This window comes from Gaiella sp. (genome assembly GCF_035710885.1).
Lineage (GTDB): Bacteria > Actinomycetota > Thermoleophilia > Gaiellales > Gaiellaceae > Gaiella.
The window spans coordinates 1-22776 of record NZ_DASTCS010000053.1 but is presented as its reverse complement, the minus strand read 5'-3'; the positions used below and the strand labels follow the sequence as shown (position 1 = coordinate 22776).

The following is a 22776-nucleotide window of genomic DNA, read 5'->3' as shown; positions in this document are numbered from 1 at the left end:
GTCGCACGTGTACCGCACGAACGCGGGCGTCGTGATCGACGGCGTCAGGCAGCCGTCCGCGATCTCGCCGGCCAGCGCCTGCATCTTGGGTGCGGTGGCGGCGACGTAGACGGGCGGTACGCCGCGCGGGGTGTGCGCCTCGTCGGAGAGCGCAGGAACGGCGGCGCTCCACGTGTCGCCGTCGTACTCGAACGCCCGACCCGACAGCACCCCGCGGACGATCTCGACGGCGTCACGCATCGGCCCGAGGGTCTTCCTCGTCTGTCCCTTGATGTTGTTGAGGAAGATCTTCGACGTCCCGAAGCCGAGCAGGAACCGATCGGGGCCGGCCGCCTCCTGCACGACCCGTGCGTCCATCGCGACCTGGACGGGGTGGCGCGTCCAGGGCGAGATGATCCCCCAGCCGATCGTCAGCCCCGTCGTCTCGCGCGCCATCAGCGCGGAGACGACGGTCGAGGAGCGCGCCTCCATCTGGTGCTTCCGCCACCACGGGTACGCCTCGGCGAGCCAGATCGTGTCCATTCCGGCCTCGTCCATCACGCGCGCCGACGCGAGCATCTCGTCGAGCGGCTCCATCGTGAGCTGCATGACGCCGATCCGGAACGGGACATCTGACATGTCACGGACACTAACACCGTGTCGCGCGTCCCGTCAGGCGCCGCAGAGGTCTCGTTTCGGGAGAAGGGCCCTCGCGAGACCCGATGATCGGGCAGAGGCGGCATTCGTCGCCGAGAGCCAGTCTCGCGGCGTCTAGGGCGCCACGACCCGCCCGGGCTCGTCGATGCCGTCCCGCGCACGGCGTCGCTGCGCGCCCGAGCCCCAGCGCCGATCCGAGAGGAGGCTCGGCGCGGATTCGAGCCGCGGTCGGGCATTCGAGAGCACGAACGCGGCGCGCGTGGCGCCGCGTTCGAGCTCCGCCGGGGAGGCTTCAGGGAAGCACGACGCGACCGCGCTGGCGGATCATCAGCGTCACGACGGCGCCAAGCAGAAGCACGCCGAGGATCCCTGCTGCTCCGAGGAACGCATTGCTCCAACCGAAGCCCGGCTCGGTCGCGTTGGCGCTCTGGGAGGGCGTCGGCGCGACAGCGCCCGGGCCCCGAGCGCCGGCGCGATCGTCCGGTCGAACCGCGACCGTCGCCTGACGGAGGACCGCCCGTTCGAAAGCGTCGGGCGGCGCCGTCGACGCACGCCTGAGCACGGCACGCTCGAAGGCATCGGGCGCTGCCTCGACGACCTGCGCGGCACCGACGCCGATCATTCCCGCGCGGTCGTCGGGCCGTTCCGCTGCCTGCGCGCCACCCACCAAGACTGCGGCGGCGATTCCGAGCCCCACGCTCCGCAGGATCCGATTGCCGTACATCTCTGCCTCCCTCGTCACGACCGCCTCGTGCGGTCGACTGCGACGAGGGTCGCTCCGAGAGGTTGCAGCACGGCTGTGCGACGGTTACAACCAGTTGCGGCGCGGCGATGGACTTTCGGATCCTGGGGCCCCTCGAGGTCGACGAAGGCGGACGCTCGGTCGAGCTCGGCGGCGCGCGGCAGCGCGCGCTCCTCACGATCCTCCTGCTCCGTCGAAACGAGGTGGTGTCCGCCGACCGCCTGATCGAGGAGCTGTACGACGGTCGGCCGCCGCCTACGGCGGCCAAGTCACTCCAGGCCCACGTGTCGCGCCTGAGGGGCGCACTCCGTCCGGAAGATCGCCTCCATACCCGTCCGGGCGGCTACGTGCTCGAGGTGGCGCCCGACGAGCTCGACGCCGATCGGGCCGCGAGGCTCGTTGCCGAGGGACGGAAAGCCCGTGGCGCGGGTGATCACGACGCGGCTGCGACGTCCTTCGCCTCGGCGCTCGGCCTCTGGCGCGGCCGGCCGCTCGCCGACGTGGCGTACGACGGATTCGCGCAGGACGAGATCGCACGACTCGACGAGCTTCGTCTCGAGTGTCTCGAGGAGCGGCTGGAGACCGATCTCGAGCGCGGGCGCCACGCAGAGGTCATCGGCGACCTCGAACGCCTGGTCGCCGAGCACACGGGCCGCGAGCGCCTCCGCGGTCAGCTGATGCTGGCGCTCTATCGGTCCGGCCGGCAGGCTGACGCGTTGGCTGCGTATCAGGACGCTCGGCGCAGCCTGCTCGACGAGCTCGGCATCGAGCCTGGCAGGGCCCTGCAGGAGCTCGAACGGGCGATCCTCAGCCAGGACCGGCGGCTCGACGCCCCCGCGAGCATCGAGGCACCCGATCGCAGCGAACATCCGGGCAGGCGGGCAGCAGGCGTGTTCGTCGGCCGGGAGCGCGAGCTCGCAGACGTCCTGGGGGCGTTCGACGACGCGCGATCCGGAACGGGCCGGCTTGTGCTCCTGACCGGCGAGCCCGGGATCGGCAAGAGCAGGCTCGCGGACGAGCTCGCGGCCCACGCGCAGGCGCGTGGCACGACCGTGCTCTGGGGTCGCTGCTGGGAGGCGGGTGGCGCACCAGCGTACTGGCCCTGGGTGCAGGCGCTGCGGTCGTACGTCCGCGACCAGGATCCGGAGACGCTGCGTCGCCAGCTGGGGGCAGGCACGTCCGACCTCGCTCACCTCCTGCCGGATCTGCGGGAGCTTTTCCCGGACGTGCCGGAGCTTCACGATCTGGAGTCGGAGGGCGCTCGCTTCCGCCTCTTCGATGCCGTCGCGACGTTCCTCCGGAACGCGTCCGAAGCGAGCCCGCTCGTGCTCGTCCTCGACGACCTTCACGTCGCCGACGAGCCGTCTCTGCTCATGCTCCAGTTCGTCGCCTCCGGAATCGCCGACGCTCGGGTGACGCTGCTCGCGATCTACCGGGATCCCGATCCGGATCTGGCCGCGCAGGGGGACGTCAGGCTCGCGGAGCTCGCACGGGCCGCAACCGTCCGTATCGAGCTGGGAGGTCTCGCCGAGGCCGACGTGGCAGCGTTCGTGCGGTCCACGGCGGCCGTTGATCCGCCGACGTCGGTGGTGGATGCGATCGTCCACGAGACAGAGGGAAATCCGCTGTTCGTGGGAGAGGTCGTCCGTCTCCTGGCAGCCGAGGGCCAGCTCGATCGGCCTGTCCACTCCTCCTGGCGCATGGGTGTCCCGCGTGGCGTCCGCGAGGTCATCGGACGCCGGCTCCGCCACGTGTCACACGAGTGCATCGACGTCCTGACGTTCGCCTCGGTGCTAGGACGCGAGTTCGGCCTCGACGCCCTCGAGCGGCTCAGCGACCGCCCGGTCGCCGAGCTGCTCGACCTGCTCGACCCGGCCGTCTCCTCGCGGGTTGTCACCGACGTGCCCGGAGCTCCCGGGCGTCTGCGCTTCGCGCACGCGCTGATCCGGGACACGCTGTACGACGGCCTCACGAAAGCACGCCGGATCGAGCTGCATCGCAGCGCCGGCGAGGCGCTCGAGAGCCTCTATGCACTCAACCAGGAGCCCCACCTCACCGAGCTCGCGCACCACTTCGTCCTCGCGGCCCCGGCGGGAGATGCCCTGAAGGCGGTCGAGCTCGCACGGAGAGCCGGCGATCAGGCGTCTCAACTGCTGGCCCACGAGGAGGCGGCGCGACTCTACGAGCTCGCGCTGTCGGCGCTCACGCTCGACCCCACAGCCGACGACACGCTCGAATGCGCGCTGCACCTTGCACTCGGGGACGCGCTGTCGAGAGCGGGCGACATGGCCGGCGCCAAGGATGCGTTCCTGCGCGCCGCGGCGCTGGCTCGGTCACTTGGCGATGCAGAGTCGTTCGCGCGTGCGGCGATCGGCTACGGCGGGAGAATCGTCTGGGCTCGCGCCGGCACCGACCGGGTCGTCGTGTACCTGCTCGAGGAGGCCCTGGAAAGGCTCGGGGACGTGGTCACGCCGGCCCGCGCACGCCTCCTCGCGCGACTGGCGGGGGCTCTGCGGGACGAGCGCGACCCGTCCAACCGACAGGCGATCGGCGAGCTGGCAGTCTCGATCGCGCGAGAGACCGGCGACCAGTCCGCGCTCGCGTACGCGTTCCACGGCCTGGGGGCTGCGTACCAGGCATCGCCGGACTATCAGCGTCGACTCGACATCGCCGCGGAGCTCGCCCATGTCGCTGCACTCGTGCACGACAAGGAGGCTCAGTTCGACGTGAACCTGACCGAGACACTCGTCTACTTCGAGCTCGCTCGTCTCGACGCCGTCCGAGAACGGGTCGCGGCGATGTCCGCGCTCGCCGAGGAGCTTCGCCAGCCGTCGCAACTATGGGTCGCGACGGCGATGCGCGCCATGCTCGCACTCCACGAGGGTCGCTATGCGGAGGCGGAGGAGCTCATCCCGTACGCGCTCTCCCTCGGTCGGGGGTCGCAGGAGACGATGGCGGAAGTCGGATACGCGATCCAGCTGTACGAGCTCCGCCGTGAGCAGGGCCGGCCGAACGAGGCGCACGAGCTACTGCTGCGCGCAGCACGTGAAGTGCCCGCCAGACCGGTCTTCCGCTGCGCTCTCGCGCGTCTCGCGATCGAGATCGGCCGGCAAGCCGAAGGTCGGCGACTGTTCGAGGAGCTCGCACCGAACGACTTCGAGGTCGTCCCGCGCGATCAGGAGTGGCTTCTGGCCGCAAGCTTCCTCACGGACGTCTGCAGAGCGCTCGGCGATCGCCCGAGGGCGGTCGCGCTCTATGACGCTCAGGTGCCTTACACCGGCCGGATCGCGGCCGACGTGTACGAGGGCTCGGCCGGGGCAGTCGACCGGGCGCTCGGCCTTCTCGCGGCGATGTTGGGACGACAGGACGAGGCGGTCGCACGCCTCGACGCCGCGATCGAGCTCAACGAGCAGACGGGAGCGAAGCCCTGGGCGGCATACGCTCGCGTCGACCTGGCGCAGATCCTCGTCGAGCTCGGCGACGAAGTGCGCGCCCGTACGCTGCGCGGCGAGGCGCTCGCGACGGTACGCGAGCTCGGGATGACCGCTCTCGAGAGCAGTCTGGCGACACCCTCGGACTAGGCGCCCGTCTTCGCCTCCTGCACCTGCGCGTCGAGCGCCGAGAGGACGTTCCCGACCTGCTGGTTGATGATCGGCTGGAGCACGCGCTGGCCCATCGAGCCCACCGGGCCGGCGATCTTCACGTCCGCCTCCCAGTCCATGTGCGTCTGGTCGCCCTCGCCGCTCAGCGTGAAGGACGTCGTCATGTTCATCAGCGCGCCGACGCCGGTGCCCTTCGCGTTCAGCGAGGCGAACTCGAGCGGACGCTCCTCGAGCTTCGTGAACTGCATGGACATCTTGAGGCCGCCGAGGCCGAGCGGCACCTTGACCTTGGCGCTCCAGTGCGTGTCGTCGGCGATCTCGAAGCTCTCCACGCCCGGCATCGTCTTCGCCATCTTCGCCGGGTCGTTGATGACGCTCCACACGACCGCGCGCGGCGCGTCGAACTCCTTGGTGCCCTCGATCTTCACGTGCTGCTCACCTCCACCTTCTCGCGGAACCGCTCGGGATGGCGGAGCATCTCCCAGACGCGGTGGTACGGGTTGTGGCTCGACGTCACGAGCGCGGCGCCCGATCCACGCAGGGCGTCCTGCAGCGCCGCGCCGATGCAGTGGATGCCTCCGCCGCCGCCCTCGCCCATCCCCTTCGTGCCGAGCGGTGTGAACGGAGACGGCGACTCGACCGCCCCCGTCTTCAGGGGCGGCATGTCGAGCGTGTGCGGGACGTGGTAGTCGTAGAAGTTCGGCGTGAGGAGATTGCCCTCCTCGTCGTAGGCGAAGACCTCGAACATCGCGGCGCCGATCGCGTGCGCGGTCGCGCCCATCACCTGGCCCTCGACGATGCGCGGGTTGACGCGGATGCCGCAGTCGTCCACCGCCGCGTAGTCGACGATCTCGTAGACACCCGTCTCGGGATCGACCTCGATCACGCAGGCGTGGATCTGCATCGCGTACGTCAGCGTCAGCTTCCCGAACTTCCGCTCCTTGTCGGGGACGTCGAACGGCGGCCGGTAGACGAAGCGGGCGTTCATCGGCGGCGGGTCGGTCGGGAAGCCGGCGTTGTTCGCGTTCGGGATTGCTCCGAGGGCCATGAACGGCAGGGCCGCGTCGGTGTTGTCGGCGATGCGTGCGAAGCCGTCTGCCAGCTCGATCGCCTCCACCGGGCACTGGAAGACCATCGAGGCGAGGGTCTTCATCTGGTTCGCGAGATCCTCCGTCGCGCCCTTCACCGCGCCGAGGCCCGTGACCGCGAACTGGCTCGCATACGTGCCGGAGAAGCCGGCGTGCGAGTTCCAGTAGCTGTCGTGGCCCGCGCGTACGTGCACGATGTCGACGTCGCAGCCGAGGATGTCCGCGACGACCTGCGCGGCCGTCGTCTCGTGGCTCTGGCCTTGCGGGGTCGTCCCGAGGGTCACCACCACCTCGCCGAAGATGTCGAGCTTGACCGTCGCGACCTCGTTGTTGCCCGAGAACTGCAGCTCGGGGTTCAGGAGCTGCGACTGGCCGAAGTTGTTCGTCCCCGAGTCGAGGGTCGAGCCGATCCCGAAGCCGAGCAGCTTCCCGCGGGAGGCAGCCTCCCGGCGGCGCTCCTCGATCGTGTCGTAGCCGATCAGGTCCAGCACCATGTCGAGCGACCTCGGGTAGTCGCCGGAGTCGTAGACGCAGCCGTTGGGCGTCTCGTAGGGCATCTGCTCCGGCTGGACGTAGTTGCGCTTTCGCAGCTCCACGCGGTCGAAGCCGAGCTCCTGCGCGACGATGTCGACGATCCGCTCCGTGAACCAGAGGTGCTGCATGCGCGAGTACCCACGGTTCGGCGACACCGGCGCCTTGTTCGTCATCACCTGCGTGAAGTCGACGCGCAGGTTGCGCCAGCCGTACATCCCGGGAGCGACCTGCGACCAGATCACGCCCCCGAGCGGCTCGTAGCGGAGGTATGCCCCCGCGTCGTCGAGCGCCCTCGTCCGGAACGCCGTCATCGTCCCGTCCGCCTTCACCGCCACCTCGGTGTCCAGGAACCAGCGCTCGTTCCCGTGCGACATCGACTGGTGGAAGTCGGTCCGCGCCTCGGTCCACTGCACCGGCCGGTTGAGCTTGCGGGCCAGGAGGCAGAGCGCGACGAGCTGCGGATGCGACGTGATCTTGTTGCCGAAGCCGCCGCCGATGTCCTGCGTGACCATGCGGAGCTTGTCCGTCCCGACCCGCATCGCGGGGGCCATCATGATCACCGCGAACCCGGGGAACTGGTTGTTCGTCGTGATGGTCCACTGGCCGACGCCGCGGTTGTACTCGACGAGCGCGCCGTCGAGCTCCAGCGGCGTCGAGTTGAACCGGTCGAAGTGGAGCTCCGAGATCTTCACGACGTGGTCGGCCTCGGCGAATGCCGCGTCGACGTCGCCCCACTCCCAGACGCCGCTGTACGACACGTTCCCGCCGCACTCCTCGTGCAGCACCGGCGCCCCGTCCTCCATCGCCTTGCGCGCGTCGACGACGACGTCGAGCGGGTCGTAGTCGACCATCACGAGCTCGGACGCGTCGCGCGCGAGCTCGCGCGTCTCCGCGACGACCGCGGCCACCGGCTCGCCGACGTAGCGCACCTTGCCCACCGCGAGCGCGTAGTCCTTGACGCTCCCACCCGGCTCGGCGGCGATCTGGAAGAACGGGTCGGTGAGAATCGCGACCTCGTCGCCGGTGAGCGTCCCGTACACACCGGGGAGCTCGAGCGCGGCGCTGACGTCGATCGACTGGATGCGCGCATGGGCGTACGGCGAGCGCACGAAGTGGACGTACCCCATCCCGTGGCGCTTGACGTCGTCGAAGAACAGGCCCTGGCCCTCGACGAGCCGCCGGTCCTCCCTGCGCGGCACGTTCTGCCCGACGAAGCCCTTCCGCAGGGTGGTCGTGCCCTCGGTCTCGACCGCGGTCATGCGCCACCCCCCTTCCCTACGGCGACAACGGCCTCGACGATGTTCCAGTAGCCGGTGCAGCGGCAGATGTTCGGACGTGGGGGAACCCATGGTTCCCCCACGAGCCCCCTCCTTCTCGTGGCCTCCCGGGACGAGCCCTCGCCGGCCTGCGGGGGAGTGAATCCCGCTTCGGCCGCGACGCGGAGCGCACGGATCACGCGGAACCCCCCTTGCCGGCCGCGACAACGGCCTCGACGATGTTCCAGTAGCCGGTGCAGCGGCAGATGTTGCCCTGCAGGCCGACCTTGACCTCCTCCTCCGTCGGGCTCGGGTTGTCGGCCAGGAGCGCGGTCGCGCTCATCAGCATCCCAGGCGTGCAGTACCCGCACTGGAGGGCGTGGTGCTCCGAGAACGACTTCTGGAGCGGCGTCAGCTCCTCACCCGCGAGGCCCTCGACGGTCGTGACCTGTGCGCCGTCGGCCTGTACCGCGAGCACCGCACAGCTCTTGACGGCGACGCCGTCGAGGTGCACCGTGCAGGCGCCGCAGCTGCCCGTGTCGCAGCCGATGTGCGTCCCGGTCAGGGAGAGGTCGTCGCGCAGGAAGTGAACGAGGAGTCGCCGGGCGGGGACCTCGTGCTCGTACGTGTGTCCGTTCACCGTCACGGTCACGACCTGGCTCGAAGTCGGTGTCACCGACACGGTTACCCCCTCGCTCGCTGCGCTGCTTCGAGTACGGCGCGGACAGTCGACGTCTCGGCGAGGCTGCGCCGATACTCGACCGACGCGTGGACGTCGGACGGCGGGTCGAGCGTGGCGCCGAGCCCCTCGACCGCGGCGCGGGCGGAGGCATCGTCGACGTCGACCCCTGAGAGCTTCTCCTCGACCGCCGTCCCGCGGACGGGGACCGCGGCCACACACCCGAGCGCGATGCGCCAGGCGCCGTCGGCGACGGAGGCGGCCGCGTTCGCGACGTAGGTCCCGTGCGCTCCGAGCGTCACCCCGGCCATCCCGTCCCCGGTGCCCTTGACCGCCGCCGGGATGCTGATCCGCGTCAGGAGGTCGCCTTCACCGACGGCCGTCTCGAACACGCCGACGAAGAACTCGTCCGCTCCGACGGTGCGCTCCCCGCCCGCGTTGCGGATCGTCATCGAGGCGCCGAGGGCGACGAGCAGAGGCGGGAAGTGGTTCGTCGGGTCGTTGACGCAGATGTTCCCGCCGAGCGTGCCTCGGTTCCTCACCTGCACATCGGCGACGGTCGCGGCGACCTCCGCCACGATCGGCCGGCTGACCTCGACCTCGGACGAGCCGATGATCGACGCGAGCGTGGCCATCGCACCGATCTCGAGTGTCGTGCCGGAGACGGAGATCGTGCGGAGCTCGTCGAGCTTCCCGAGGTCGACGAGCACGTCGGGCGAGGCGGCCCGCTGCTTCATCACGTTCACGAGCGTCTGGCCCCCCGCCAGGGCACGTGCCCCGTCGTGCTCGGAAAGGAGGGAGACGGCCTCCTCGACGGTGGCCGGACGCGCGTACGAGACCTCTCGCAGCAGCATGGGCCGATTCTTTCACAAGCGACGCGCTGACATGTCAAGGATCGGGACCGTGGTAGCCTCGCCGCGTGGCCGGGTTCGACGCTGTTCTCGTCGGGTCGGGGATCAACACGCTCACCGCCGGTGCCCTGCTCGCCCGGGACGGCTGGAGCGTGTGCGTGCTGGAGCGCTCCGACCGGCTCGGCGGGGCTATCCGGACGGAGTCGGGCTACACGCTCCCCGGCTTCACCCACGAGGTGATGAGCTCGTGGCACCCACTCTTCATGGGCTCGGCGGCCTACGCGGAGCTCGGCGACGATCTACACCGGCGCGGGCTCGAGTACGTGAACACCGACCTCCCTACCGCCACCGCCTTCCCCGACGCGTCGGCGATGTTCCTCCAGACGACGATGGAGGCGAACGTCGCCGAGTTCGACCGCTTCGCCCCCGGCGACGGTGGGGCCTGGCAACGGCAGTTCGAGGGGTTCATGGCCAATGCCGACGTCTCCTTCGGCGTGCTGGGAACCGAGCTCTGGTCGCCCGCCGGGCTCGGGCTCGGGCAGAGGATGCTGCGCCGCTTCGGCCGACGCGGGTTGCTCGACTTCGCCGGGCACGCCCTGGCGACGTGCCGCGACTGGACGACGGGAACGTTCCGGTCGGAGCAGGCGCACGGCCTGCTTGCACCATGGGTGCTCCACACCGGGCTCGGCCCGGAGAACGCGGTCTCGGGGTTCATGACACAGGTGATCGCCTGCGCGGTCCAGCTCGGCGGCATGCCGGTGCCGGTCGGCGGAGGCGTCCGGCTGGTCGAGGCGCTCTCCGGGATCGTCCGAGATGCGGGCGGGGAGCTCAGGACCGACGCCCAGGTGGAGTCGATCGTCGTCTCGGACGGCCGCGCGACCGGGGTCGTGCTCTCGGGCGGCGAGCGAGTCGACGCGACGAGGGCGGTGGTCGCGGGCGTCACGCCCACCCAGCTGTACGGCAGCCTCCTGCGGGCGGGCGACGTGCCCGTGGACGTCACCGACGCGGCGGCCCGCTACCGCTTCGGGCGAGCCGGGATGCAGATCCACCTCGCGCTGGACGAGCCTCCGCGCTGGAAGGGCGCCGACGCGGAGCGCCTCGGTCGGACGGCGATCGTGCACGTCACGCCGGGGCTCGACGGCGTCTCCCGGGCGGTGAACGAGGCGGAGCGAGGCTTGCTCCCCGCCGAGGCAACCATCGTCGCCGGCCAGCCCTGCGCCGTCGATCCCTCGCGCGCTCCCGAGGGGAAGTGGATCGTCTGGATCCAGCTCCAGGAGCTTCCGGCCGGCCGCGTGAAAGGCGATGCCGCCGGGGAGCTCGACGTCGGCGACGGCGGCTGGACGGAGACGCTGCGCGAGGCGTATGCCGATCGGATCGTCGCGCGGCTCGGCGAGTCGATCGAAAACCTTTCGTCGGCCACCCTGAGGCGGGTCGTCCTCTCCCCGGCCGACCTCGAGGCGCTCAACCCGAACCTGGTCGGCGGGGACATCTACGCGGGCAGCTGTGCGCTCGACCAGAACCTCATCTGGAGGCCGTTCGCGGCCTCGCCGGGTCACCGTACGACGGTCGAGGGCCTGTGGCACGTCGGGGCGAGCACGCACCCCGGCCCGGGTCTCGGAGCGGGCTCCGGCTACCTGGTCGCGAAAGAGCTCACGAAGCCGCCGCTGCCGAGGAGGCTCCTTGCAAAGCTTCCAGGACGCTCGTGAAGCTGTCCCTCTCGGCGATCTCCACGCTGAACGCGTCGTTCGCCGAGGACGTCCGGGCGTACGCGGCGGCGGGATTCGACGCGATCGGCCTCTGGGAGATGAAGCTGCCCGACGACGACGACGCGAACCGCGCGCTCCTGCGTGAGCACGGCCTTGGGGTCGCGAACTGCGTCCCAGCCGTTCCTTCCTTCCTCCAGCTCGGGATCCCCGGCCTGGAAGGGCCTGCCGCTCCGGAGGAGCGCACCCAGGCGATCTGCGCGTCGATCGAGCGCCTCGCGACGTACGAGCCCGAGAGCGTCCTCGTCCTGAGCGGCCCGCTCGGCTCGCTGTCCCTCGAGGGAGCGCGACGCGTCGTGCTCGACGGGCTACGCCGTGCAGCCGCCGTGGCCCGGGACGCCGGCGTGCGGCTCGGCCTGGAGCCGATCCACCCCGCGCAGCGCGAGTCGACGGCCTTCGTCTGCTCCCTCGCGGACGCGCTCGCGCTGCTCGACGAGGCCGGGCTCGACGAGGTCGGGATCATGGCCGATACCTTCAACCTCGCGCGTGAGGGCACGCCGGAGGTCGTCGCCGCTATGGGGCGATTCACGGGGCTGCACGTCGCCGATGTGCCGCCCGAGGAGGTTCCCGGCCTGCGCGTGCTCCCCGGCGAGGGCGGGGGGCGCTCCGCCGAGCTCGTGGCGGCGCTCCGGAAAGCGGGCTGGGACGGCACGCTCGACGTCGAGATCTTCTCGACGCCGGAGGCGTTCTGGTCGCTTCCGGCCGGTGAGGCGGCCCGCCGTGCGCACACCGCGGTCGCTGCGCTGGCCTCTGCCGGCTCCACCGTCTGACCCGGGCACCCCCGTTCCTCGCGCGCGCAAGCCGCGCTCGCCCGTGACGTGCACCTGTGCGCGAGCGAGCCCGGGCGCCTCGGGGCCCGAGGCGCTCGACGGCCGGTCGCGCCGCCGGCCAGTCGCACAGAGAGATGCGCTTGTGTTGAATCACAAGCCCGATGTGCGCGGAGCTCCCGACCGGCACGGTGACGTTCCTCTTCACGGACATCGAGGGGTCGACACGGCTGCTGCACGCCCTCGGGCCGGACACGTACGCCGAGGCGCTGGCGGAGCATCGCCGCGTGTTGCGCGAGGCCTTTGCCGCGCACGGCGGCGTCGAGGTGGACACGCAGGGCGACGCCTTCTTCGTCGCCTTCCCGACTGCTCCGGGCGCGGCCGCCGCCGCGCTGGATGCGCTCGCAGCGCTGGAGCCCGGGCCGATCCGCGTCCGCATGGGCCTCCATACGGGGACGCCGACCGTGACGGCGGAGGGCTACGTCGGCGTGGACGTGCACCGGGGCGCGCGCGTCGCGGCACTCGCCCACGGCGGCCAGGCAATCCTCACGGAGGCGACGTCGGCGCTCCTCGACGCGCAGGCGACACTCGTTGACCTCGGACGTCACCGGCTCAAGGACTTCGACGGCCCGGCACGCCTGCTGCAGCTCGGAGACCGGGACTTCCCGCCGCTCCGGACCCCTGGCACGGTGAGGCTGCCGACGCCCGCGACGCCGTTCCTCGGTCGCGAGCAGGAGCTCCACGACGCTGTGACGGTCGTGCTCGAGCGGGATCCCCGCGTTCTCACCGTCCTCGGCCCCGGCGGCACCGGAAAGACGCGCTTCGCTCTCGAGCTCGCGCGCCTTCTTGCGGAAGACGCAGACGGCGGCACGCTGTTCGTCCCCGTCGCGACGTTGCGCGACGCCGCCCTCGTCCTCCCCGCGGTCGCGGCGGCCCTGGGGGCCGAGAGCTCCGAGCCGGCCGCCATCGCCGCGCGTGTCGGCGACAAGCGCACCCACGTCCTGCTGGACAACCTCGAGCAGCTCCTTCCCGCGGCGGCCGCCCCGCTGGCTGCTCTCGTCGACGCCTCGCCCTCGCTCCGCCTGCTCGTGACGAGTCGCGAGGCGCTCGGGGTGGCGCCCGAGACACGGTTCGATCTGCCGCCGCTGACCGCAGACGACGCCGTCGCCTTCTTCGTCGCGCGCGCCCGTGCCGTCGACCCTCGGTTCGAGGGGGGGAGCCTGGGCGTGGCGGCGCTCTGCGACCGCCTGGACCGCCTTCCGCTCGCGCTCGAGCTGGCCGCCGCGCGCACACGTCTGCTCGCACCCGAGTCGCTGCTCGAGCGGCTCTCGGCGCGCCTCGATCTCCCCGGCGCGCGTGACGCCGATCCCCGGCACGCAACGCTGCGTGCCACGATCGAGTGGTCGTACGACCTCCTGACCCCGCATGAGCAGGAGCTCTTCGCGGACCTCGCCGTTTTTCGCGGCGGCTGCACGCTGGAGGCCGCCGAGGAGATCTGCGACGCCGACCTCGACACGCTCGCATCCCTCATCGACAAGAGCCTCGTCCGCCGGCGCACCGACCCCGGCGGCGCCGACCGCTACTGGATGCTCGAGACGATTCGCGAGTTCGCGAGGGCACGGCTGCAGGAGCGCGGGGAGCGCCGGCTCGACGAGCTGCGGACCCGCCATGCAGCCCGCATGCTCTCCGTCGCCCGCTCCGCCAACCTCGGTGGTCACCTCGAGCCCGTGGTGCCGCGCCCGGACCTCCTCCATCCGGAGATCGACGACGTGCGTGCGGCGATCGACTGGGCGAGCCGTGCCGAGCCCGCGCTGGCCGCCGAGCTCGTAGCGGTTCTCGAACTCTTGTGGGCGACACAGGCGCTCGCAGAGGGACAACGGCGGGCGGAGGAGCTCCTACGGCTCGGCGATGCCGTCCCGAAACCGCTTCGCGCGGTTCTGCTGACGATCCACGGCGGGACGACGATCCTCCTCGAGCATGACCAGAGCGCCGGAGAGCCGAGCTACGAGCGGGCGCTCGCCATCTACCGGGAGCTCGGCGACGCTCGCGGCCAGGCGAAGATCCTCACGCGCCTGGCCGTCCACGCGGGCTCACGAGGCCAGGCGGACGAGGCCGTCAGGATCCTGGATCTCGCGGGGACGCTGACGGAGGGGCTGGATCTCCCCGTGCTCGAGGCGCAGCGTCTCAGTGCGCTGGGATCGCTGGCGGAGAACGACGGGGATCTCGACCGCGCTGTCGCTCTCTACGAGGCCTCAGCCGTCGTCGCGGCGTCGTGCGGGTTCACGCTCTGGGAGACATGGCAGAGGGCCGGCATCGCGGAGGTCGCATTGCGCCTCGGACAGCACGACGTCGCCGACTCGGCTGCGCGCGCGGCGCTCGAGAAAGCGTGGGCAAGCGGAGATCGGCGGATCGCGCTCCTGTCGCTCCTCCTGCTGGCGCGCTCGGCTCTCGAGCAGGGCGACATCGAACGGGCGGGCGGCCTGTGGGGCGCGTTCATCGCAGAGAACGAGGAAACCGGCGTCCTCGTCCAGGCGGGTGACGTGGACGAGGTCGCCGCCCCGCTTCGCGAGGCCGAGGACGAGGTCTTCGCGCGAGCATGCGAGACCGGTCGCCAGTCCTCGCTCGACGACGCGGTCGCACTGGCGCTAGCGCCGTCCCGCGGCACGTAACAGATGCGCGTACATCGTCGCCGTCGCGGGGCGCGCCGCGGGATCCTTCTCGAGCGCGCGCAGCAGCGCCCAGGAGACCTCAGGGGGCGCGGGCGGATCGGGAGGATCGTCCTCGAGGTGGGCTGCGCCGACGCCGAAGAGGCTCCGGTCGGCGAAGGGCGGCGTTCCGGCGAGGCACTCGAACGCGACGCAGCCGAGTGCGTACACGTCGCACGCGGGTGTTGCCTCCCCTCCGCGGATCAGCTCGGGCGCCAGGTAGTCGAGTGTCCCGAGCACCTGACCGGGCCGGGTCAGGACCGTGTAGGCCGCGCCCTTGGCGAGGCCGAAGTCCGTGAGCGCTGCCGAGCCGTCCTCGCGGAACATGACGTTCGACGGCTTGACGTCGCGGTGGACGATGCCGCCACGATGGAGCGCGTCCAGCCCGGCCGCGATCGACGCGACCACGTCGAGCATCTCCTCCAGTTGCAGCGGTTCGCGGACGAGCCTCTCCGCGAGCGAGCCTCCGGGGAGGTACTCGAGCACGAGGCAGGGGTTGTCGGCGTCCTCACGCAGTTCGAGTATCCGCACGAGGTGCGGGTCGACGATCTCGCGTGCGACGCGGGCCTCGTGCGCCAGACGCGCCCGAAACGTGTCGTCCCGGGCGAGTGATGGGTCGAACGTCTTGATCGCGACGACTCGGCCGTCCGTCGAGCGCCCCCGGTAGACGACCCCTACCGCGCCCCTGCCGAGCTGCTGCTCGAGCGTGTAGTCGCCGACTCGCAATGCGCCGGTCACGGCCCTATTCTCACGGGAAGTGCGGAAGGGGGGCCGATGCCGGTCGGGTCGGATCCACTCCCCGGGAGCGAGATCGCCGGCTTCCGGCTGGAGGAGTTGCTCGGGCGAGGCGGGATGGGAGCGGTCTACCGCGCGGAGGACAGCCGCCTCGGCCGCAAGGTCGCGCTGAAGCTGCTGGTGCCGGAGCTCGCCGAGAGCGAGCGCTTCCGCGAACGGTTCCTCCGCGAGTCGCAGGTCGCGGCGTCACTCGATCATCCGCACATCGTCCCGATCTATGCGGCAGGAGATGCCGAGGGCCGCCTGTACCTCGCGATGCGGTACGTCGAGGGCTACGACCTCCGAGAGCTGATCGCCCGGGAGGCCCCGCTCGACCCGGCTCGCGCGTTGCGGCTGATCGAGCAGGTCGGTGACGCGCTCGACGCGGCACACGAGCGCGGGCTCATCCACCGCGATGTCAAGCCGGCCAACGTCCTGATCACCGGCCGCTCCGGCCGCGAGCACTGCTACCTGACCGACTTCGGGCTCACCAAGCAGTCGTCCTCGATCTCCGGCCTGACCGGGACGGGAGAGCTGGTGGGAACGATCGAATACGTCTCTCCGGAGCAGATCCGCGGCGAGCGAGTCGACGGACGCGCCGACGTGTACTCCCTCGGTTGCGTGCTGTACGAGTGCCTGGCGGGCGTCCGCCCGTTCGCCCGTGAGTCGGAGGTGGCGACGCTGTGGGCCCACGTGCACGAACCGCCGGGCTCGCTTCGACCCGCGCATCCGGAGCTCGGGGACGAGATCGACGCGGTCATGGCGCGCGCCCTCGCGAAGGCGCCCGCGGAGCGGTACGAGACCTGCGCAGAGCTCGTCTCCTCGGCGCGAGCCACGCTCGGGTTGGAGGAGGGGTTTGCCACCGCGCGTCGCCACGGCAGGCGCCGCCTCCGGCTGCCTCGGGGTCGGCTGCGCGCACTGGTCGCGGCCTCGGCGGCCGTGATCGCGGTCGCCGCGGTCGCCGTCGTGCTACTCCTTCGCGGCTCGGACGGCCTGTCGGGGATCCGGCCGTTGTCGGTCGGCGTCATCGACACGGCGAGCGGCGAGCTCGTGGCGGACATCCCCGTCGGCTTCGAGTCGTCCCTGATCGCCGCGGGGGAGGGCTTCGTCTGGGCGCTCGACCCGAAGGCGCGCACGCTCACGACCATCGACTCGGACACGCTGGAGGTCGCCGAGACGCGCGGGATCCCGGCCGACGGCCTCCCGATCGGGCTCACTGTGGGCGAGGGCTCGGTCTGGGTGGCGGTCAACCAGGGACGCAGGCTGGCGGTGCTCGAGATCGGGCCCGAGCTCGGAGAGGTCAGGAGCTCGATCACGATCGAGGAGAGCGAGACCGGCTCTCTGTCCGTCCTGCGCCAGACGGTCGTCCTCACGACGGGTGACGGTGCGGTGTGGGCGCTCGAGCGCGGAGGCGGCGAGGTGACCCGGATCGACCCCGCGACCGGCAAGCCAAAGCGCCTGACCGAGGGGTACGGAGCCTCCCTTTCGATCGCCGTCGGCGGCGGAGCAATCTGGCTCGGCGGCATCAACGGCGTGAACAAGATCGATCCCGCGACGGGGAGCGAGCTCAACAGCACTTTCGTGACCGGCGTGACCGACTCCACCGCGACCTCGATCGCGGTCGGCCGGGACGCCACGTGGTTCACGGCCAACGCGCGCGCCCGGCTCTGGCGCATCCCCCCCGAGGGCAACACGGTCGAGGACTCGGTCGAGGTGGGAGCGGGGCCGAACGCGGTGGCAGTGGACGAGTCCGGGACGGTCTGGGTGGTGAGCGGCGGGGACGGATCGGTCGCGCGCCTCGCGCCGGGCGAGGATTCTCCCGAGACGATCGAGCTCGGCGTGTCGTCCGGCGGCGTCCTCGTCGCGTTCGGCCGCGTGTGGACGAGTCCCGGGTCGCCGCTCCCAGAGGGCTGACGAAGCTTCGCCCTTCATTTCTTGGGCCGAAGGTCGTACCATCGCGCACGAGGAGGTGCGGTGGCGGGAAGGCTAGGGGGGACGCTGGCGACGCTCGTGGCCGGGGCGGTGCTACTCGCCGCCTTCTTCTGGGCGGGCGCGACCCGGGCGGGCGAGGCGCCGAGAGGTGGCACGCTCCGCATCGCGGCGGCCAACGTCGACTTCGTCGACCCGGCGCGCGGCTACCTGGGGGACTCATGGCTGATCCAGGACGCGACGTGCGCGAGGCTCTTCGCCTACAGAGACGTCGGGGGCGAACGCGGCTGGCGCGTCGTGCCGGAGGTCGTCGACCGGTTCACGGTCTCGAGGGACGGCCGCACCTACACCTACATCCTGAAGGACACGTTTCGCTTCCACACCGGCGCGAGGGTGACCGCGCAGAGCTTCGCCGACGCGCTCGACCGCGTCGCCAGGCTGCGGACTCCGCCGTCGCCGGCAACCACGTACATGCACCAGATCGTCGGCGCGGATGCCGTGATCGACGGCAAGGCGCAGTCGATCACCGGTGTACGGGTGCTCGACCGCTACCGCTTGCAGGTCGCGCTCACGAAGCCGCTCGGCGACCTCACCGCGCGGCTGACGATGCCGTTCTTCTGTCCGGTTCCGCCCGACACCCCTCTCGCCGCGATCGAACGGCCATCCGGGTCGGGCCCGTACTACGTCGCCGAGCACGTCTTGAACCAGCGAATCACGCTGAAGCGCAACCCGTTCTATCGCGGCGATCGGCCCAGACACGTCGACCAGATCGTGTTGACGACCGGCGAATCCGTAGCGGCCTGCCTACTCGCGCTCGAGGAAGACCGGGTGGACCTCTGCGGCCAGCCTGGCGCTCCGCGGGACGCCTGGCGCGGCCTGGCGGACAGGTACGGAATCAACCGCCCCGACGGGCGGCTCTTCGTCAGCCCGTCGCTCGGCACCTGGTCCTACGCCTTCAACCACAGCCGACCGGCGTTCCGCGGGCAGGGACAGATTCCGCTCAAGAAGGCGATCAACTTCGCGATCGACCGACCCGCACTGGCACGCACCTTCGGCTACCTCGCCGGCAAGCGCACCGACCAGATGCTGCCGCCCGCGCTCGCACGGGCGGAAAGCATCTATCCCCTCGGCGGCGCAAACCCCGTGGCAGCGCGGCGCTGGTACGCGAAAGCGCGGTTCAAGCCGAGCGCGCTCGTCCTCTACACGTGGAACTTGCCGCATTTCGTCGCTCAGGCCCAGATCGTCGCCTTCAACCTGAAGCAGCTCGGCATCGACCTCGAGGTGAAGTACTTCTCGCCCGAAGCCCTGGGCGCGCGGCTGGCGATCTCCGGCGAGCCCTTCGACCTGGCGATCTTCGGCTGGTCGGTCGACTACGGCGATGCAACGACGTTCTTCGTGCCGCTGTTCGGCCCAGGCGCCATCGCATCGGGCGTCACTCTCGACGATCCGCGCTTGAACCGCCGAATCGACGCTGTCGACCGTCTGAGCGGCGAGGCGCGACGGAAGGCCTGGGCCGACCTCGACGTCGACCTGATGCGCGACAACCCACCCTGGGCTCCGTTCATGCACATCAACAGCCGCGCGCTCCTCTCCCCCAGTCTCGGCTGCTTCACCCCCCATCCGATTCTCCGCGTCGAGATCACGGCGCTCTGCAAGAAGCGATGACGGGGCGGCTCTCACTCACGCTCGCGCTGCTCGTCGTCGGGACGGCGCTGCTCGGCGCGTCCGCCGTAGCACGAACCGACGGGGAAGCGCCGAAGGGCGGCACCCTCCGGATGAGCAGGTTCTCCGACGTCGATTTCGTCGACCCCGCGCTCGCATATGCGTCGTGGTCGTGGCCGGTCGGCTACGCGACCTGCGCGAAGCTTTTCAACTACCCCGATGCCGGGGGCGCTGCAGGGACGCGGCTCGAGCCCGAGGTCGTCGACCGCTTCACCGTCTCGAAGGACGGCCGCACGTACACCTTCGCTCTGAAGCGGACGTTCCGCTTTCACACGGGCGCCCGCGTGACCGCGCAGAGCTTCGCGGACGCGCTGAACCGGGTGGCGCAACCCAGGCTCGGATCACCTGCGACGGCCTACATGCACGAGATCGTCGGTGCGGCCGCAGTGATCGACGGCAAGGCGGACTCGATCTCCGGCGTGCGCGTGCTCGGCCGGTATCGGCTGCAGATTCGGCTGACCCGCCCTCTCGGCGACTTCACCGCCCGGCTGACCCTCCCGTTCTTCTGCCCCGTCCTGCCTTCGCCGCCGGTCGACCCGGCCGGCACCGACAGCCCGCCGGGCTCGGGGCCGTACTACGTCGCCGAGCGCGTGGCCAACCAGCGAATCGTCCTCGAGCGCAACCCCTACTACCGGGGCAAGCGCGCCGCCAACATCGACCGGGTCGTCTGGGCGATCGGCAACACGCGGGAGTCGTGTCTCGCCGACGCCGAGAGCGACCGCATGGACTTCTGCGGCACGTTCGGCGTGCCGACCGGCGCATACCGGACGCTCGCCGAGAGGTACGGGATCAACCGTGGTCAGTTCCTCGTCAGGCCGAGCCTCACGACATGGTTCTTCGCCTTCAACCATGCTCGCCCGGCGTTTGCAGGACGCGGTCAGATACCGCTCAAGAAGGCGATCAACTACGCGATCGACCGGCCCGACATGGCTCGTGCGTTCGGCTATCTCGCGGGCCGTCGCACGGACCAGATGCTTCCGCCCGCGCTGGCGCGCCCGGCACGCATCTATCCCCACGCCGGGGCGGACCCGACGTCGGCGCGCACGTGGCTCCGGCGAGCCGCCCTGCAGCCGAGGGAGCTCGTCCTCTACGCGAACAACAACCCGACCGGCGTCGCGATCGCGCAGGTGCTCGCCTTCAACCTGAGGCAGATCGGAATCGATCTCCAGATCAAGTATTTCGACACGGTGTCGTTGACCGAGAAGGCGTCGGTGCGCAGCGAGCCATTCGACCTGATCATGATCGGCTGGTCGGCCGACTACGCCGACGCGGCTGCATTCTTCATCCCGCTCCTGAGCCGGGCCGATGCGAGGAACGGCGTCAATCTCGACGACGCGCGCCTCGAGCGTCGCATGAAGTCACTGAGCCGGCTCACAGGTGAAAGGCGCCGCACGGCGTGGGCGGACTTCGACGTCGAACTGATGCGCGACAACCCGCCCTGGGCGCCGTTCGTGCATACGCAGAACCGCACGTTCGTCTCGCGGAGCACCGGTTGCGTCGTCGACCACCCCGTCTACGGCTTCGACCTCGCCGCGGTGTGCAAGAAGCGATGACGCGGCGGCTCTCGCTCTCGCTCGTGATGCTCGTTGCCGGAACGGCGTTGCTCGTCGCGTCCTCGTCGGCGGGCTCCACTGCGGAGACGCCGAAGGGCGGCACGCTCCGGCTGAGCAGCTTCGCGGACGTCGACTTCGTCGACCCGGCGCTCGCGTACTTCCCGAACTCGTGGCAGATCGGATACGCGACGTGCGCGAAGCTCTTCAACTACCCCGACGCCGCCGGCACAGCCGGGGCGAGGATCGTGCCCGAGGTCGTCGACCGGCACACCGTCTCGAGGGACGGCCGCACCTACACCTTCACCCTGAGGAAGACGTTCCGCTTCCACACCGGCGCCAGAGTGACCGCCCAGAGCTTCGCCGACGCATTCGACCGCAACGCCCAACCGAAGCTCGAATCACCGGCCACGTCATACATGCGCGAGATCGTCGGCGCCCAGGCGGTGATCGACGGCAAGGCAGCCTCGATCTCCGGCATCCGCGTGCTCGACCGCTACCGGCTGCAGGTCCGCCTCACCAGGTCGATCGGCGACTTCACGGCACGGCTGACGATGCCGTTCTTCTGCCCGATCCTGCCCAACACCCCTGTCGACGGGAAGGGAATCGACAACCCACCTGGCTCGGGCCCTTACTACGTCGCCGAGCGGATCGTGAACCAGCGGCTCGTGCTGAAGCGCAATACGTACTACCGCGGCAGCCGCCCTGCCAACGTCGACCAGATCATGTGGACCTTCGGCGAGCCGGCGGAATCCTGCCTGACCGGGGTCGAGGAGGATCGCATCGACTCCTGCATCCCGCTCCTCCCCGCCGCGTATCGAGGCGTTGCCGAGAAGTACGGCATCAACAGGCCGGGCGGACGGTTTTCCGTCAGCCCCGGACTGGCGACGGAGTTCGTCGCGTTCAACCACGACCGGCGCGCGTTCCGGGGGCCGGGTCAGATCCCGCTCAAGAAGGCGATCAACCACGCGATCGACCGGCCCGCGATGGCGCGCGCGTGGGGCTACCTCGCCGGCAAGCGCACCGACCAGATGCTGCCACCCGCTATCGCCCGCAGGACGAGCATCTACCCGCTCGAGGGCGCCGATCCGGCGACCGCGCGCAAATGGCTCGCGCGGGCGAGGTTCAAGCCCACCACGCTCGTCCTCTACGCCAGCAGCAGCGGACCGGCCAGGGTCGCGATGGCCCAGGTGCTCGTCTTCAACCTGAAGCAGATCGGGATCGACGTCGAGGTCAAGTACTTCGACACAGTCACTCAGCTGTCGAAGACAGCCACGCCGGGCGAGCCGTTCGACATGATCCAGTTCGGCTGGGGGGGTGACTACGCCGACGCGGCGGCGTTCTTCGTCCCGCTGCTCGGCCCAGGCGGCTCGCACAACGCGGTGCGCCTCGACGACCCGGGCTTTCTCCGTCGAATCGAGGCAGCGAGCCGGCTCACGGGCGAGGCCCGACGGAAGGCGTGGGCCGACCTCGACGTCGACCTGATGCGCGACAACCCACCCTGGGCGCCGACAGTGCACTCTCAGCGCCGGACGTTCGTCTCGCGCAGCGTCGGCTGCGTCCTCGACCACCCCGTCTACGGCCTCGACATCGCCGCGGTGTGCAAGAAGTAATGGCGCTGCGGCTCTCACTCGCGTTCGCGATGCTCGCCGCCGGGACGGCGTTGCTCGGCGCATCGGCGCTCGCAAGCTCTGCAGCTGAGACGCCGAAGGGCGGCACGCTGCGGATCATGTCGCCCGACGACCTGAGCGTCGACCCGGCGCTCGCCTACCTGACGGACGACTGGATGATCGAGTACGCCACCTGCGCGAAGCTGTTCAACCAGCCGGACGCGCCGGGCGCCGCCGGTCTGCGCGTGGTTCCGGAGGTCGTTCGGTCGTTCACCGTCTCCCGTGACGGGCGCACGTACACGTTCGATCTCAGGCGGACGTTCCGCTTCCACACCGGCGCGGCGGTGACGGCGCGGAGCTTCGCCGACGCCTTCAATCGGAACGCCCAACCGACACTCCAATCGCCGGCGACGAAGTACATGCACGAGATCGCAGGCGCCGACGCCGTGATCGACGGGAAGGCGAAGTCGATCTCGGGCGTCCGCGTGCTCGGCCGCCATCGCCTCCAGGTTCGGCTCACGAGGCCGCTCGGCGACTTCACCGCCCGGCTGACGATGCCGTTCTTCTG

16 protein-coding genes are annotated in these 22776 nt (G+C 70.6%); 9 read left to right on the top strand and 7 right to left on the bottom strand.

Annotated features, from left to right (window positions below):
- A partial coding sequence (locus VFO26_RS13135) for an LLM class flavin-dependent oxidoreductase (RefSeq protein WP_325115470.1) occupies positions 1-618 on the bottom strand: 618 nt, incomplete at its 3' end.
- A 310-nt stretch (positions 619-928) separates the two neighbouring features.
- A complete protein-coding gene (locus tag VFO26_RS13130) occupies positions 929-1378 on the bottom strand; it encodes a hypothetical protein (RefSeq protein ID WP_325115469.1) in 450 nt (149 codons plus the stop codon).
- 89 nt (positions 1379-1467) lie between these two features.
- Between VFO26_RS13130 and VFO26_RS13125 the strand changes: the two genes are divergently transcribed.
- Positions 1468-4959, top strand: a complete 3492-nt coding sequence (locus tag VFO26_RS13125; protein WP_325115467.1) for a BTAD domain-containing putative transcriptional regulator — start codon at positions 1468-1470, stop codon at positions 4957-4959.
- Here the strand turns inward: VFO26_RS13125 and VFO26_RS13120 are convergent.
- The 4 genes from VFO26_RS13120 to VFO26_RS13105 form a co-directional block, all read right to left on the bottom strand.
- Entirely contained in the window at positions 4956-5408 is a 453-nt protein-coding gene (locus VFO26_RS13120; RefSeq protein ID WP_325115466.1) for a CoxG family protein, read from the bottom strand. The genes VFO26_RS13125 and VFO26_RS13120 overlap by 4 nt on opposite strands.
- Complete coding sequence (locus VFO26_RS13115; RefSeq protein ID WP_325115465.1) at positions 5405-7861, bottom strand: xanthine dehydrogenase family protein molybdopterin-binding subunit; 2457 nt, start codon at positions 7859-7861, stop codon at positions 5405-5407. Before VFO26_RS13115 ends, VFO26_RS13120 begins: the two co-directional genes overlap by 4 nt.
- Positions 7862-8054: 193 nt before the next feature.
- Positions 8055-8540, bottom strand: coding sequence for a (2Fe-2S)-binding protein (locus VFO26_RS13110; RefSeq protein WP_325115464.1), 486 nt, complete (start codon positions 8538-8540; stop codon positions 8055-8057).
- 2 nt (positions 8541-8542) lie between these two features.
- Complete coding sequence (locus tag VFO26_RS13105; RefSeq protein ID WP_325115463.1) at positions 8543-9391, bottom strand: xanthine dehydrogenase family protein subunit M; 849 nt, start codon at positions 9389-9391, stop codon at positions 8543-8545.
- A 65-nt stretch (positions 9392-9456) separates the two neighbouring features.
- Between VFO26_RS13105 and VFO26_RS13100 the strand changes: the two genes are divergently transcribed.
- The 3 genes from VFO26_RS13100 (at position 9457) to VFO26_RS13090 (ending at position 14587) form a co-directional block, all read left to right on the top strand.
- The gene (locus VFO26_RS13100; protein ID WP_325115462.1) at positions 9457-11094 is read left to right on the top strand and encodes an NAD(P)/FAD-dependent oxidoreductase; all 1638 of its coding nucleotides are present in this window, start codon (positions 9457-9459) and stop codon (positions 11092-11094) included.
- Positions 11091-11921, top strand: coding sequence for a sugar phosphate isomerase/epimerase family protein (locus tag VFO26_RS13095; protein WP_325115460.1), 831 nt, complete (start codon positions 11091-11093; stop codon positions 11919-11921). Before VFO26_RS13100 ends, VFO26_RS13095 begins: the two co-directional genes overlap by 4 nt.
- A 161-nt stretch (positions 11922-12082) precedes the next feature.
- Complete coding sequence (locus tag VFO26_RS13090; protein ID WP_325115459.1) at positions 12083-14587, top strand: ATP-binding protein; 2505 nt, start codon at positions 12083-12085, stop codon at positions 14585-14587.
- On the opposite strand, the gene VFO26_RS13085 is transcribed toward VFO26_RS13090, so the two are convergent.
- Positions 14564-15361, bottom strand: coding sequence for a serine/threonine-protein kinase (locus VFO26_RS13085; RefSeq protein ID WP_325115458.1), 798 nt, complete (start codon positions 15359-15361; stop codon positions 14564-14566). The genes VFO26_RS13090 and VFO26_RS13085 overlap by 24 nt on opposite strands.
- 36 nt (positions 15362-15397) lie before the next feature.
- Here VFO26_RS13085 and VFO26_RS13080 point away from each other — a divergent pair, with 36 nt between their 5' ends.
- The 5 genes from VFO26_RS13080 to VFO26_RS13060 all read left to right on the top strand — a co-directional run.
- Positions 15398-17311, top strand: coding sequence for a protein kinase domain-containing protein (locus tag VFO26_RS13080; RefSeq protein ID WP_325115457.1), 1914 nt, complete (start codon positions 15398-15400; stop codon positions 17309-17311).
- Positions 17312-17371: 60 nt separating this feature from the next.
- On the top strand, positions 17372-18991 hold the full coding sequence (locus VFO26_RS13075) for an ABC transporter substrate-binding protein (RefSeq protein ID WP_325115456.1): 1620 nt from the start codon (positions 17372-17374) through the stop codon (positions 18989-18991).
- Positions 18988-20601, top strand: a complete 1614-nt coding sequence (locus tag VFO26_RS13070) for an ABC transporter substrate-binding protein (protein ID WP_325115455.1) — start codon at positions 18988-18990, stop codon at positions 20599-20601. The genes VFO26_RS13075 and VFO26_RS13070 overlap by 4 nt, the downstream gene beginning before the upstream one ends.
- Positions 20598-22211, top strand: coding sequence for an ABC transporter substrate-binding protein (locus tag VFO26_RS13065; protein WP_325115454.1), 1614 nt, complete (start codon positions 20598-20600; stop codon positions 22209-22211). Before VFO26_RS13070 ends, VFO26_RS13065 begins: the two co-directional genes overlap by 4 nt.
- Positions 22211-22776: ABC transporter substrate-binding protein (locus tag VFO26_RS13060; RefSeq protein WP_325115453.1), on the top strand; the 566-nt coding region annotated here is incomplete at its 3' end. The genes VFO26_RS13065 and VFO26_RS13060, both read left to right, overlap by 1 nt.